The 14749-nt window shown below is 55.4% G+C and carries 13 protein-coding genes; 4 read left to right on the plus strand and 9 right to left on the minus strand.

All coding sequences use genetic code 11. The features are described 5' to 3' along the window. The first annotated feature begins 19 nt into the window (after positions 1-19). The 4 genes from ACP4CD_RS13125 (at position 20) to ACP4CD_RS13140 (ending at position 5547) form a co-directional block, all read left to right on the plus strand. Entirely contained in the window at positions 20-838 is an 819-nt protein-coding gene (locus ACP4CD_RS13125) for a cephalosporin hydroxylase family protein (protein WP_071157772.1), read from the plus strand. Positions 839-875: 37 nt separating this feature from the next. Next, positions 876-2063, plus strand: a complete 1188-nt coding sequence (locus tag ACP4CD_RS13130; protein ID WP_426991248.1) for a glycosyltransferase — start codon at positions 876-878, stop codon at positions 2061-2063. 563 nt (positions 2064-2626) lie between these two features. Further along, on the plus strand, positions 2627-3898 hold the full coding sequence (locus ACP4CD_RS13135) for an HD-GYP domain-containing protein (RefSeq protein WP_071157776.1): 1272 nt from the start codon (positions 2627-2629) through the stop codon (positions 3896-3898). Next, the gene (locus ACP4CD_RS13140) at positions 3895-5547 is read left to right on the plus strand and encodes an ATP-binding protein (RefSeq protein ID WP_071157778.1); all 1653 of its coding nucleotides are present in this window, start codon (positions 3895-3897) and stop codon (positions 5545-5547) included. Before ACP4CD_RS13135 ends, ACP4CD_RS13140 begins: the two co-directional genes overlap by 4 nt. Positions 5548-5758: 211 nt before the next feature. Here ACP4CD_RS13140 and ACP4CD_RS13145 read toward each other — a convergent pair whose 3' ends face one another. The 9 genes from ACP4CD_RS13145 to ACP4CD_RS13185 form a co-directional block, all read right to left on the minus strand. Next, entirely contained in the window at positions 5759-6862 is a 1104-nt protein-coding gene (locus tag ACP4CD_RS13145; protein WP_426991249.1) for a glycosyltransferase family 2 protein, read from the minus strand. 227 nt (positions 6863-7089) lie between these two features. After that, positions 7090-7293 (minus strand): hypothetical protein, encoded by a 204-nt coding sequence (locus tag ACP4CD_RS13150; protein WP_426991250.1) that lies wholly within the window; start codon positions 7291-7293, stop codon positions 7090-7092. A gap of 533 nt (positions 7294-7826) precedes the next feature. Continuing rightward, positions 7827-8093, minus strand: coding sequence for a hypothetical protein (locus tag ACP4CD_RS13155; RefSeq protein ID WP_426991251.1), 267 nt, complete (start codon positions 8091-8093; stop codon positions 7827-7829). A 91-nt stretch (positions 8094-8184) separates the two neighbouring features. After that, a complete protein-coding gene (locus ACP4CD_RS13160; RefSeq protein ID WP_426991252.1) occupies positions 8185-8640 on the minus strand; it encodes a hypothetical protein in 456 nt (151 codons plus the stop codon). Continuing rightward, positions 8641-9177, minus strand: coding sequence for a hypothetical protein (locus ACP4CD_RS13165; RefSeq protein ID WP_426991253.1), 537 nt, complete (start codon positions 9175-9177; stop codon positions 8641-8643). A 23-nt stretch (positions 9178-9200) separates the two neighbouring features. Further along, positions 9201-9518: a hypothetical protein gene (locus tag ACP4CD_RS13170; RefSeq protein WP_426991254.1), complete on the minus strand. Its 318-nt coding sequence runs from the start codon at positions 9516-9518 to the stop codon at positions 9201-9203. Between the two features lie 238 nt (positions 9519-9756). Continuing rightward, positions 9757-10170 carry a hypothetical protein gene (locus ACP4CD_RS13175; protein ID WP_157197877.1) on the minus strand — a complete coding sequence of 138 codons (414 nt, stop codon included), beginning with the start codon at positions 10168-10170 and terminating at the stop codon, positions 9757-9759. Positions 10171-11666: 1496 nt separating this feature from the next. Beyond that, a complete protein-coding gene (locus ACP4CD_RS13180; protein ID WP_281022285.1) occupies positions 11667-12734 on the minus strand; it encodes a cobalamin-independent methionine synthase II family protein in 1068 nt (355 codons plus the stop codon). A gap of 274 nt (positions 12735-13008) precedes the next feature. Continuing rightward, positions 13009-14748 carry a tetratricopeptide repeat protein gene (locus ACP4CD_RS13185; protein WP_426991255.1) on the minus strand — a complete coding sequence of 580 codons (1740 nt, stop codon included), beginning with the start codon at positions 14746-14748 and terminating at the stop codon, positions 13009-13011. Between the last annotated feature and the right edge of the window lies 1 nt (position 14749).

Genomic DNA, 14749 nt, shown 5'->3' on the forward strand with positions numbered 1-14749 from the left:
TACCACACCGAAGCCTCTCATGGACGCCAACAAGCAATTCGAAACTTACGTCGCCGACAACATTCGCCGGATCGGCACCGACCGCGATTTCATCGGTCTCTCCAACATCTGGGTGCGCGAGTCCATCCGCCACAACTACGCGCAGAACTTTACCTGGCTGGGCCGGCCGGTCATCCAGGTGCCGCAGGACGTTTACGCGATTCAGGAATTGATTTGGCGGGTCAAGCCGGACTTGATCGTCGAAACCGGCATCGCCCACGGCGGCTCGCTGGTGCTGAGCGCATCAATGCTGGCCCTGCTGGACTATTGCGACGCGGTCGCCGCCGGCCAAGCCTTGGACCCGCTGCAAAGCCCGCGCAAGGTGTTGGGCATAGACATCGACATCCGTCCCCACAACCGCGCGGCCATCGAAGCCCATCCGCTGGCGCACAAAATCGAGACCCTCCAGGGATCGTCGATCGCCCCGGACATCGTCGCCACCGTCAAGGCCCGCGCGGCGCAAGCCCAACGCATTTTGGTTTTCCTGGACTCCAACCACACCCACGACCATGTACTGGCCGAACTGGAAGCCTACGCGCCGCTGACCTCGGAAGACAGCTACTGCGTGGTCTGGGATACCGGTGTCGAAGATCTGCCGGAAGGCTTTTGTCGCGACCGTCCCTGGGACAAGGGCAACAACCCGAAGACCGCGGTTTGGGAATATCTGCGCCTGCTGCGCGGCGAAGGCCGCCAAGCCGCCGACGGCAAGGTGCTGAATTTCGAGATCGATAAAACCCTCGAACATAAAATCGCCATCACCGCCTCGCCGGACGGCTTTCTGCGCCGAGTACCGGCTTGACGCCAACCATGGTTCGATACCTCGCACCGAACGCGCCATGACTCACGAAGTTCCGCTCATCGCCACCGGCGACCGGCACTTTCCGCCATTGCCCGCCTCCGCGCAAGCCGCGATTTTATTGCCGACCGCGCGCTGGACGCCGATGGCGCGCTCGGTGATCGCCTCGCTGGTCGGCACGGCCAACGAGGAAACCGTGGTGCTGGTCGCCGACAACAGCGAAACCCCGGAAAAACGCGAATTTCTGGAGCGCATCCGGGCCCTGAATCCCTATATCTTCGCGATCGCCCACCAGAAGAACGTCGGCGGCGCAGGCAATTTGAGCTATCTGTTCGAGTGGTGCGGCGACTTGCCCTATTGCGCGATGATGGCCGACGACGACTGGATGTCGCCGACGTATCACACCGACGCCTTCGAACTGCTGCGCGGCGATGCCAAACTCAGCTGCGCCGAGGTCGGCAGTACCTTCGTGGACATCGGCGACGGCAAGCTGGTCAATGTCAGCCAAGCGGCGATGCAGGGTGCGACCCCGGCCGAACGCTTGCCGACCTGGCGCCCCGAGGTGGCCCGCGCGACGATGTACAACGCCTCGCGGCGCGGCGCGCTGAACCACGCCTTGCAATTCCTGGCCGCGACGCCGCTGCACGGCCTGACCTTGGCGGAAGACTTGTGGGAATTGAATCGGCTGGCCTTGGGCGATTTCGTCAGCCAGCCGGGGCCGGGCTGCTTGGTACATTATCCGGCGAACGGCTCGCAAAACGGCGACGGCACCCAACGCTTCTACGAACTGATCTGCAAAGGCGTCGGTCTGCAGTTTTCGTTCGTGTATTTCACCGCGCTGAGTACCGCGGTCCAATGCGCCTTGTTCTTGGGCGGCAGCCGATCGCCGATTGCCGACCCATTGCAACGCGCCGTCTGCGCCCAACAGGCGTTCGCCAAAATCTACACCGCCGGCTTTCTACCGATGGTCAGTGCCGAATCCAGCCACGCCGCCGCCCGCATGCTGTTCGCAGAACACCCGCGAGCGCTGGCCGGCTACCTGAAATTTTGCGCGCCGCCCTACAGCTTGCAACCGGTGTTTGCCGCCGACCTCGTATGCTGGTTCATCGAGTTGATCGAAGTCTTCGAGGATAAAACGCCGCCGGCTCCCGAGCGGCTATCACGCCGCTTCGCCCACTTCGTCGACGGTCTGATGCCGGGCTTGCTGAATGCCGACGGCGATTGCTGATCCGAGATTCTCAGACCCTAAAAGCAGCGGTTAGGCAAAGTTAGGCCCACCAATGGCGGGACGCTCTCGATCGCGGCTAAAGCCACCCCACCTGCCTTTTTCAGTATCCTGGGTGACAAATCACTTCATGACCATTAGGGCGAACCACCGCTATCGCACCACCCATTCACTTGTGATTGCTGGAGTTGTTATGTTAGTGTGCAAACACGCGTTGACAGACACTGAAAATTAGTGCCGCAATTCGAAGGAATTCGGCGGACAATGAACGCCAGACGAACTCCATCGGCAATCGCAAGCCTTGGTTGCGGCGTTTCACATTGGTTTTCCGGAAAAGATAGCGGTGGGCGTCGCAAAGGCTCCGAGGCACAAATTAGTGGGGCGAAACCCACCACCACGGGCACGATAATCTCGGATCGGCGTCCGCTCAATCACACTGCGGCGGTGCTTACATCCCTGTGAAAACGGATCGCAAAACCTTGAGTGGCCGGGCGCGGAATATCGGTCGAGACCGCCGAATTCCGCAGTATTCCATTTGACACAAGTAGATCGGACTGTCGCTACCGATGCCAGATAACTTCAACATTACGATGGATCAGCTTCGGGTCGGGTTATATATCCACCTCGATCTCAAGTGGTTTGATCACCCGTTCTCGTTCAGCAATTTCAAGATCAAGAACGAGGCACAGATCAAGACCATCCAGAGTCTCGGGCTCAAGTCGATTCGTTACGATCCGGCCCTCAGCGATGTCAATCCGCTCCCTCAAAAGACACAGCCGGTACAGCAAACACCGGAAGCGGCCAAGCCTGATATTTCGCCGGTGTTGGCGGCCAAGGTCGCGCTGGTAGAACGCATCCAGCGGCAGCGAGAGGCAGCGGCGCGGATTGAAAATGCCTTTATCGATACCGCTAAAACGATACACGGCATCGAGAAAAGCCTGTTTACCATGCCGGCGGAAACCGTGCGAAAGGCGGGACAATTGGTGGATCAAATTATCGACTCCCTGCTTTCCGCGCCGGAACTCGCCATACACGTCATGATAGGCAAGGCAGGTGCCGAGGAAATGTATTACCACTCGTTGAATGTCACCATGCTGTCGCTGATGATGGCGCGCGACATCGAGTTGCCCCAAGAAGTGGTCGGCACTTTGGGCATAGGCGCGCTATTTCACGATATTGGTCATAAGGAGATTCCGTCCAAGATCTTGATGAAAAAGGAGCCGCTCAATCAGGCCGAGCGGCATTTATTCGAAATGCATTGCCAGTATGGCGCGGATATCGGCCAGCGACTGGGGCTCGCACCCGCCGTCTTGACCATCATCAGCGAACATCACGAATTGTTCGATGGGACCGGCTACCCGAGCAGACTCAAGGGCGAAGCGATAGGCTTGCTTTCCCGCATCGTCGTCATTGCCAACCATTATGATGAACTTTGCAACCCGGTGAACATTAACAACGCGCTGACACCTCACGAGGCTTTGTCGACGATGTTCGCCAAGTTGCGCAACAAATTCGATCAGAAATTGCTCCAGGTCTTCATCCGTTGTCTTGGGGTGTATCCGCCAGGCACGATCGTGCAGTTTTCCAACGGCGTGATCGGCATGGTCGTCACCGTCAATACCGCCAAGCCGATGAAACCGCTGGTGCTCATTTACGACGCGGATATCCCCAGGGACGAGGCTATCCTGGTGGACATGGCCTGCGAAGCGGATGCGAATATCGCGAAGGCGATCAGACCGGCGCAGGTTCCGAGGGAAATATACAACTACCTCAGTCCTCGCAAACGGGTCAATTATTATTTCGACCCGAGCAGCCCCGGCCAGGAGCAAGCCAGATGAGCAGCCTCGAACATCTGATGATCGATTACTGCCAGCATATGATGCTGCTGGTTGAACCCGGTGAGTTGCGGATCATCGTCGCCAACAAGATGGCAGAGAAAATGCTCGGCTATTCGGAACTGGATTTGCTGGCCATGGCGATCACGAATATCGAAAGTTCATTGCAGGACGTGTTTTATTGGGAAGACGTCCGCAACGGCCAATACCAGGATATCGAGACCCAGGATGGGCTTTATCAATGCGCCGACGGTTCGCTGCTGACGGTGACCAAATCGGTCAAGATCATTCACCACGAAGGCCGTCCGCTGATTCTGATCCAAGCCAGGGATGTCCAAAACGAACACAAGGCCGAGGATGCCCTGGCCCAGCTATTGTCCCAGCTCAGGGCCACGCTGGAATCGACCGGCAACGGCATACTGGTCATCGATTGGCACGGCAAGATCGCCAACATGAACCGCCAGTTCAGTAGCATGTGGGGCATTTCGGACGACTTGCTGTTCGAGACAGAAGAAGCCGATATTCTTGAGTTCATTGCCGGGCAGGTCGTCGAGCCCGAGGCATTTCGTGTGCGCTTACAAGAGCTCGTTGGGGACGGGGAAACCGAAGATATCCTGAGTCTCCAGGATGGCCGGGTTTTCGAATGCCGATCGCGGCCGCAATATCTTGGCGAACACATCATCGGTCGCGTCTTCGGCTTCAACGATATCACCGAACACAAACGCGCCGAGGAAGCGTTGCGCGACTCCCGAGATAAACTCGAAGAGCAGGTGCAAAAGCGCACCGCCTCGCTGCAAATGGCCAATACCCAACTGCTGGCCGAGAAGGCGCGTCAAGAGGACCTAATCAAGCAGCTTGAAGAAACCCAGATGCAACTGCTGCAATCCGAAAAAATGGCTTCGATCGGTCAGCTCGCGGCCGGCGTGGCTCATGAGATCAACAACCCCATTGGCTTCGTCAACTCCAACTTGAGCACGTTACAAGAGTATGTGGATGGAATGCTCAGACTGCTCGCGGCTTACGAAGACGTCGAAGGTAAGCTGGTGAATGAGGCCTTGCAAGACATAACGCTTCTGAAGCAGGAAATCAATATCGGCTATCTGCGCCAAGACATCGGCGAACTTCTGGCGGAATCCCTCGATGGTTTGCAGCGAGTGCGGCGCATCGTTAAGGATCTAAAGGATTTCTCTCACGTTGGCGAATTGGAAAAGCAGTCGGCGAATCTGGAGGCGGGTCTCGACAGCACGCTGAACGTGGTATGGAACGAAATCAAGTACAAAGCCGAGGTCGTCAAGGAATATGGCGCAATCCCCGAGATCAACTGCATCGCGTCCCAACTCAACCAAGTGTTCATGAACCTGCTGATCAATGCGGTGCAAGCCATCGAGGATCACGGCCGAATTACGATTCGCACCGCTTATGACGAGAACAGTGTCTGGGTTGAGGTGGAGGATACCGGCAAGGGCATCAAGCCGGAACAGCTTGGAAAAATCTTCGATCCGTTCTTTACCACCAAGTCGGTCGGCATGGGCACCGGCTTGGGTCTTTCCTTATCCTACGGCATCGTGAACAAACACAACGGACGCATCGAAGTGAAAAGCACGGTCGGCAAGGGCACTTGCTTTCGAGTCTTGTTGCCCAGGGCCGGCTGACAGGCTAATTTGGCGAGGTCGCCCGTGGTTGCTTTGCCGTCTCAAGTTCGCTGAAGTTGGACCGACCTAGCAAGCCGCGTTGGCGAAGCGCAACCTTAAAAAACGGATCGATAGCGACAGTTTGCGTGCCCAATCAACCGCCTTATTAAAAGTCCGCTCACGTCCAAAACGCAGAATCCGAGCGTCTTGATTGCTCAAAAAGCCCTCCCCGCTACACCCCCAACTGCGCCCGCCAAAAGTCGTTCAGTACGTTGGTTTCCTGACCGCCGCCTTGGTAACGGTCCTCGAAGCGCTGAAACTCCTGCTCCAACGCGCTGAATTCCTGGCGTTGATGGTAGGACAGGCCGGCCGATAAATCGTTGGCGGCCCAGGTCGTGGTCCGGTAGCGCTGGAGTTTTTCGCGGGAAAACTCGTAATCGAAATAGCGCAAATGAATCAGCGTCAGGTCGTCGGCTTTTTCGCTGCGTTCGTAGCATTGGTGCTGGCCCGGCGTGAACGACACGGGGTCGCTGAGGATGGCCACCTTGTCCAAGGCGGTGTTGCGCAACAAGGCCCGCCGCTGGCCGACGATGGGCTGAGATAGATCGATCGCCGCATCGCTACCACGCAGATGCACCAAATCCCAACCGGTCGGGATTAACCGCCTGGGCGTATCGACGGACAAGCGGGTCACGTAATCGGCCAGACTCGAATACGCGGAGCGGGTCGGCACGATGAATTCGTCCGAATCGGTCACCACCACCAAGTCGTAAGTCTCCAGCAGAAAATGTTGGAAAATGCCCAGACTGCGCGACAGCCGCCACGAATCGAAACTGGTGCGGGGCTGGCGAATCACGTTGACGGCCGCCGGCAGATAAGTGCGCGGATCGCGGTCCGAGCCGTCGTCGATCACATACAGGTTTTCCAGACCGAACTGGCGTCCGTAGTAATCCACCCATTTCGGCAGCACGAAGTCCTCGTTATAGGCAATCGTCAGCGCCGCCACCCGCGTGACCGTACTCGGCCTAGCCCGGTAAACCCCGGCTTGCAAGGCTTGCCGGGCTAACAGCGTGGCGGCCAGATTCAACCGGTGCGCGACCGCCCGTTGCGTGTCGCCGTTGTATTCGTGGAACACCAGGCGCTCCAACTCCTCGCTCCGCTCGGTGCCGATCGGTATCGCGATCGGCAAGGCCGCGCCGGTCAGCGGAAAGCGGCCCAGCACGACCTCGGCGCCGGAAGCGTCGGTCTGGCAAACCACCAGCACGCCGTCGCGCGGCGTCTCCGATAACATGACCTGGCACTGCTCGTAATTCAAAAAAGTAATATCGATTTTCATAGGCTACTCAAAATAGGCCGGAACCCTGCCGGCGGTGACGCCAAGTCGGCAACGCGGCCGACCGCCAACGCGCAAGGCCGCGACCGGAAAAAGATCGCCGGCGAGATGATGCCGGTAATGGCGCGGCATCTTTCGGGAATTTGTGACCCGCGTTAAACGCCACCGCTTCGGAACCGACGCTAAGCATAGCCAACATTTGCCCGACTGCCCGGTATCGAAGAGCGCGGCTAGCCGCCGGCGCGGGGCGAGAAGTAGCGGGTGTGGTTGTTGTGCGGGCCGGAGAAGGCGTCGTAGTATTGGCCGGGGTAGCGCAGGTTGAAGGTGGTCTTCACGCCGTCGCCGTCCGGGTCTTCCAGGGCTGGGGTGTCGCCGTAGGGGGCGATCGGCCAGGCCCAGATTGGTTGGGTCAGGTCGCCGGCCACCCGACGCAAATAGCGCGGGGTGTTGGCGAAGTCGGTTTCGATGTAGGCCAGGTTGACCAGACTACCGTCCGGCCGTTGGTCGATGACCGCCAGCGGGATGTTCGCCCAACTTGCGTAGGTCCTATCAGGCTTCGATAGGGCGTTAGTAGTTACGAAAAATCAATCGTAAATTTCTCGATCGCTTCTTCTACTGATGGATATAACCCAGATCGACTGTCGGGGGCTTCTTCGATAAAAAGCTCCAATGCTTGCTTTTCAGAGTTATATAATTTAACGTCAGTTATTGGTTCGTTAAAATAATCAGCACTTTGAACACAGAACATTTTGTTATCTAGTTTTTCAAAGCATCGATATATTACCACCCCCCGTTATCGTTGATTCTCCATACATTAAACTGTCTATACATAACCCCACCTAATTCCATTCTTACAAATATAGATAACAGCGCGCCAAACGCTAGCATGAATTAACACCTGAATAGCCAACTTTAGTTTCATAGCATGATTTAGCACAGACACCGAAATATCTATATTAGGTTAATTTTAAAGTGCCAAAGGGTCGAATATGGAGCGTTTAATCGTAATATTCGTTAAAAAGTATTTTGGTTCCCATCTACCGGACTCAATTCTTTTGAGGGTATTGCTTCTTGAGTTTTTAAATTGGGTTACGAGATTTCCATCAGAATCTTTAACAACAACACGATCGCCTTTCACATAGGCTATATTTCCATTTTCATTGTCAGTGTACTCTCGCCCTTCTTCTACAACTCTATTTGGATCTCCGACTTGCCCGTTGGCGATCTTTTGCATGGTCAGTCAGCGTATCTCCGATTAGCGAAGCGTAATCGGAGGAACGAAATCACATACGTCCGATTACGCTTCGCTAATCGGACCTACGGTCCTAGTCAAACTCTAGTTTTACTTTGCCTGAATGCGTTCTATCGACAAAATAATTTGAATTCTGGTGCTCGATTGCATCAATTGCTGCGTGCGCATTGGCGCGCGTTTCAGTATCGGTAGCGTTTGCTTCTAACTCTTTCAATGCAGATAATGCATTCGCATTTAAAGAACACGCTAACAACATGCAAGCTCTATATCTGACGACCTTTGATTTGTCTGAAAGTGCTTGAACTCCCAACTGAACCGCCTCGTCAACAACTCTGGCAAAACGGATAGAGTGGAAAACGCAAGAACATCTTGCCTGCCATTTTCTTGATGTTTGATACTTCTTTAGCAATAACGTAGGCAACTTGCCCCCTAACTTACCTAGTTCGCGTGCAGCATAAAACTCCTGGTCTGAACCTAAGCCATCTAATTTGTCTAGTAAATCATTAATATCGGATTCAAGCATTTTCATTTAATTTAACAATTTAAGGATAATTTCCACATTCGAGTCATTACCTCTAATCACATTACCATGTTTATCGCTGTTCGAAGGATTATTATCGAACTCAACGCAGTAGTGGCACCCATCTTGGTCATATTGGACATCGGGTCTGTTATTGCCAACTTTATCGCCATTTACATCTACTTGTTGTTGGTTTTTACGAATATTTTCAACACTCGGGTCTTGTTTAAGATCATCGATTAAAGCGTCAATCGCACCGTTATGTGTATCGCCTCCATGAGGTTTCGCATCTCCATTATTGGCTTCGGCTTGATAGTATGGCGTCTCATCGCTTTCCAACGATGACGGATAAACAGCCCCAACGACCCCTCCAACTACCGTAGCCGCTCCTATTGACACGTTAGAGACCAATCCGCTGAAGAACCCGCCCGAACTAAACATGGAGCTAAAGTTAATCGACTCGAAAAAGGAGGCAACCGCTTCAAATGCCCAAGTCCCGGTCGGATCGGTATAGCTGATCGGATTACCGTTGGCGTAAGTATACACATTGGTGCCACCTTCCAGGCCGATCAGGTCGGGTTGCAGGTAGCGGCCGGCGCGGGGGAGAAATAGCGGGTGTGGTTGTTGTGCGGGCCGGAGAAGGCGTCGTAGTATTGGCCGGGGTAGCGCAGGTTGAAGGTGGTCTTCACGCCGTCGCCGTCCGGGTCTTCCAGGGCTGGGGTGTCGCCGTAGGGGGCGATCGGCCAGGCCCAGATTGGTTGGGTCAGGTCGCCGGCCACCCGACGCAAATAGCGCGGGGTGTTGGCGAAGTCGGTTTCGATGTAGGCCAGGTTGACCAGACTACCGTCCGGCCGTTGGTCGATGACCGCCAGCGGGATGTCGCCCAACTTGCGTAGCTCCGATTAGCGAAGCGTAATCGGAGGAATGAATTAAATACATGCGTCCGATTACGCTTCGCTAATCGGACCTACGGTCCTATAGCAACAGGTGGATTGCGCCGCGAATCACCCGGCAAAATCACAATAATCCGCCGCGCGGTCGTAGGCGAGCCGCAATCGAAATGCCACATACGGCGGAACCGCGATTCGTTCCACCTTACGAGATTTACCCAGCCGGCAACACTTCTTACGGCATTGGTATGTTATTACAATCGTCTTTTTCACTAAAATTATTTAGTGTTGCATAACGTAACTTTTCGTGTATTAAATTTTTAATTAATTCGGTGAATTGATTAAAATCACCAGCCTCCCAACTAATTCCAAGCATAAATAAGCAAATAGAAACTCCATTTGCATCTTCAAAAACCACAACATCTTTAGGCTGTAAGCTACAATCCAAAAGCACACTGGGTTTTACGCTACAAGACATATTGTTTGCCAAAGCATAATTTTCCACTGCTGAAATGATTTCAGCTTTATTTGCTTCATAGCGAGAAACAAATGAAAATTCGCTAGGCCTTTGAAAATCAAGCCGCTTAATATAAAAAACATCACACCCGTTCAAGCTAATTATTAAAATAAAAAACCAGAACCTAGGCATAAGCGGTAACCGTAAAAATTGATAACAGCATTAATACACACATTCCTCTGAAAGTTGGTCTATCTGCATTCATTACTTTTTATATTATTTAGTGCTAGTTGTATTTTTATCGGTTGCATCAATAGCTTGTGCGGGTCATGCAGGCCTATGCAACATACCCAATAATCTATATATCATTGAACTTTATATGAAATAATTTACGAACTAGCACCAAAGGTTATTACAAAGTTTCATTTTCTAGAAAATGCATCCACATCATAATTGTCACCACGGAGACTGAGGGGACGAATACGGCCCAACTTCATTCCAGTTCGCACTCCCTCCCCATAACCCATTGAAGATTAATCCTGCTGTACCACCTAAAAGATTTGATGGCAGATATAAGGGGCCAAGTTGTTCACCTTGTATTGTATGTTGAAACTCGTGATTACCTACTAAATTGCCATTTTTAAATTTCTTAGTAGGACCAAAATCAATCCTCTCAACTTAAGTCTCAACAAGAAGATTTATAAGCATGTTTTCGATGAGGCTTGGGTGCTTTGGCCTGGGTTTTGTGGCGCCAGGCTTAAACCTAATCAGGTTTCTGGCGAGCCCGCGTAGCTCCGATTAGCGAAGCGTAATCGGAGACATACCAACCATTCGTCCGATTACGATTCCCAAATCGGACGGTCCTGATCAAGCCACAATCGCTATCCGAAAACATCCCGTTCCGGCTCAAACCTCGGGCCAGCGGGCCGGAACGCTCGACGGCGCGGTTTCAAACCTCACCGTTGCGGATTGAGCGGGGACGATTCCGGCTACAACCCACAGCGATCTGTGTTAAACACGCACGCTTCTCTATTGGTACAGCATCGTTCCAACTTCGATAAGCAACGTGCTTGTTGGAACACGGAACGTTTTACGATGAACGCGAATCGGCCTAGAAAGTTTTTGAAGCGTTCCACGATAACCATGGAACGCCGCACTGCGCCACCTCGGCGATCTGCGTCAATCGGACAATGTTCTTTGGCGGGCATCTAGCGGTCTATCTCAACCAGACACTGGTCTATGTTCAACGGCGAACGTTGCAGGTTGCCGGGAAATCGTTAGCTGTTTTGTCGAGAATCCTGCGCTTTCAACAGCGGCCGTTGCGAGTTCACGTTGGATGCTTCCCGGTCTAAACCGGAACGGTCCAGTGTGATTGGCAATCGATGTGAGATTTTGTTGAAGCGCTGGTCTTCAGCTCAGAGTCGCCGGACCTGTCGGGCACATCGCGGCGGATTGAACTAAAAACGCCGCGAAGCACGCGAACATTAGCGTTCCGCCGCTCAAGCTCCCGGCGCTCCCCGGACAAGGCCTCTCCCCCAAAAATGCCTCGCCCGACAAATTGGCCGTCTGCGTCGATTTGCGGGCCTAAGACACCAAAGTGAGGACAAGCACGGATAGCTCAGTTGATATATCCGCCCGAAATCGCGTGGATTCAAGCTGGCTTCGGAACGGTTTGCCTCAACCGCTGCCTACCCCAGTTTCAGCGCGGCCTCGGCCAGTTTCGTGCCGATTACGCGGGCTTCGATTTTGGCGAATGCGGTGTCTCGCCCGGTAGAGCTGTCGTCTTCGAACGGCGAAAATCCGCAATCGTCGGTGCTGCCCAATTGGTGGACCGGTATAAATTCGGCGGCTTGCAAGATCCGGTCTCGGACCGATTCCGGCGACTCGACCGCCGGATCAAGCACATCGATGACGCCGACATAGACTCGCTGATGGCCCCGGAGATGGTCGCGGACCACGGCCAAGACCTGTTCAGGCTTGTTCTCGCTCGCCAGTTGCATATAAAAATGGCCGGCCTGAAGTTGAAACAGCTCGGGCAACAGCTCGGCATAATCGACGTCGGCGCTGTGGGTGGAGTCGTGGTCGCCGCCCGGACAGGTGTGGACGCCGATGCGTTGGCGTTCGTCCGCCGTGAAATGCGCCAATACCCGGTTGTTCAACGCGATGAATTGCCGGAGCAGTTGTTTGGACGGATCGAGCTTCACGGACAAGCGGCCTTCGGTAAAATCGATCTGCACATGCTGCGCGCCTTGCGCCAGACAACCGCGAATGTCCGCCACGGCTTCCCGGATCAGATCGTCGATAAACGCCTCGCGCGTATAGCCTTCCAAGCCCTGTTGCGGGTAAAGCAGACTGAGCGCCGACGCCGAGATGACGGCCTGTTTCAGCGGCCGTGCGGTATAGCGTTTGGCGGCGCGGACATAATCGCCGGCATAAGCGCCGTAGCGGAACGGCCCGGCATTCAACCTGGGCAGTTGCCGGGTATGCCCGTCGGCGAACGGGATAACTACCCCGTCGGCGGCAAGATTGTCCAGCCCTTGCAGCGGATAGGTGGCGAAACTGGATTTGGTCTGTTCGCCGTCGGAAATCACCGGCGATCCGGTGCGCTCGAAGCGTTCCAGGGTGTCTCGCAGCGCCGCGTCGTAGCAGGCATCCAGCCGTTCGCGCGACAACCGGCCCGCGCGGAATTCGCCCAGCGCATCCAATAATTGCGGCGGACGAGGGATGCTGCCGATGGCTTCGGTCGGTATTATCATGGGCTTCTCCGGGTGATTTGCAGGTTGTCGTAGGTCATTAATCCTAAAAAATCCGGTGGGTAAAGTACGGACATACCGGTGGCCGGACGCCGTCAATCGCGGCTAAAGCCGCCCCCACGCCCTTTTTCTCACGCCTTGGGGCTAACCCTTTCATGATCGTTAGGTTGATTCGCCAATTTCGGCTAGCGGCGAAAGCGTCGAAAACCGCCAATCAAATCGCGCGGAACCGCCTTCGAACCAACGGCCGGCCCCGCAGTGCTTGCCCGGTCCGTCCTTAGTCGAACAACCCGGCGATCGTCGCTTCGAAGTTTTTGACGAAGCGGCGGGTGTCGAATAGCGCGGAACTGCGGCCCTGGGTGTGCAAGCGTTGTCGATAGCTTTGCAACGCCGTCGGCTCCGATGCCAACCCCACCGCCAGATTTTCGTAATCCAGCCAGCTGGTGGTAATCAATTCCGGCAAACCAACCGCGTGCAGCAAGCTGCCGGCCATCCGCGACGCGAAGGTCTTGCCGGAACAGGTCAGCACCGGCAAACCGGCCCATAACGCGTCGCTGGCAGTGGTGCCGGCGTTATAGGGGTTGGTGTCCAGCAATAAATCGGCCGCCCGGTAGCGGGCCAGATACTCGGACGGGGCGGCTTTGTCGGCAAACACCAGCCGGCCGGGATCGACGCCGCGCTTTACCGCCTCGGCCGCCAGATTGCCGCGCGCCGTCGGGTTGTCGATCGCCAGCCACAACACACCGTTCGGCACCCGCCGCAGGATGTTCATCCATACCGTAAACACCGGCTCGCTGATCTTGTAGCTACCGTTAAACGAGCAGAACACGAAAGCGTCGTCGGGCAAACCGCAGGACGCCCGGCTCGGCGTCTCGGCAATCGGGCGCTGGCTGTCGTTGGCTTGATAGACCTCCGGCAAATACAGGGGCTTCTCGAAATAGTAGCGGGCCAGCGCTTCCGGAAATACGTAGCGGTCGGCCAGGATGTAATCGATCTCGGCCATGCCGCAACTGCCGACGTAACCCAGATACGAAATCTGCACCGGTGCCGGCTTGTGGGCGACGATGCCGGGCCGGGCGCCGGCGGTCAAGCCGGTCAGGTCGATCAATACGTCGATTTCGTGGCGGCGTATCGTTTGCGCCGCCTCCTCGTCGGACAGCGCATGGATAGGCAAATGCCTATCAAAAGCCGCCAGCATACGCTGCCGCATCGTGCCGCCGTCCTCGGGACTGAAATCGATGCCGTACACTTCGAAGCGCTCTCTGTCGTGCAGTTCCAGCAACTCGGCGGTCAAAATGCTGACCGCGTGCCAGCGAAAGTCGCAGGACAAATAGCCTATCCGCAATTTGTCGTGCCGATAGCCGTCGAGCGGCGCCATCCTCGCCAGATTGCGCGGCACCTTGCGCTCCACCCAGGCGGTGATCGCCGCCAATTGCAGGGCCGGATCGTCGCTGGAGGCCAGCAAGCCCAAGGGCCCGACGTTCTGTTGTAAAGTCCGTAACGAGATGCCGGCCACGCCGTCGAACACCGGCCACTGGCATTTTTTCTGGCGAATATGCAGATAATGCTGCATCACGTCGGGTTGATCCGGCATCACCGCCAAGCTGCGCCCGAGCAAGGCTTCTGCTTCGTCGAAGTTGCGGTTGACCTCTTGCAGACGGCCAGCGTGATTCAACAACAAAGTCTGCCCCTCGACCGGTTGCAGCGCCTGCAACCAGATCGCCATTGCCCCGGCCTGGTTGCCCTGGGCTTCCAACGTCAAACCCAAATTCACCGCCGCCTGATAAAAATCCGGCCTAAGTTGCAGGGCCTCTTGATAGGCGGCGATCGCCTGCTCGATGCGTCCGGCCGGACGCAGCAGGCTGCCGAGATTGAACAGCGCCAGGTGGCGCAATTGCGGCTCGGCGCCGGGCGAGGCTAGCCAATCGGTATAACAGGCGATCGCGGCGGCGCTGTCGCCGCTTTTCGCCAACGCGTCGGCTTGCGCCATGACTTCCACCAAAGTCGTCGCTTTCATG

Source organism: Methylomonas stagni (assembly GCF_050154735.1).
Classification (GTDB): domain Bacteria; phylum Pseudomonadota; class Gammaproteobacteria; order Methylococcales; family Methylomonadaceae; genus Methylomonas; species Methylomonas koyamae_A.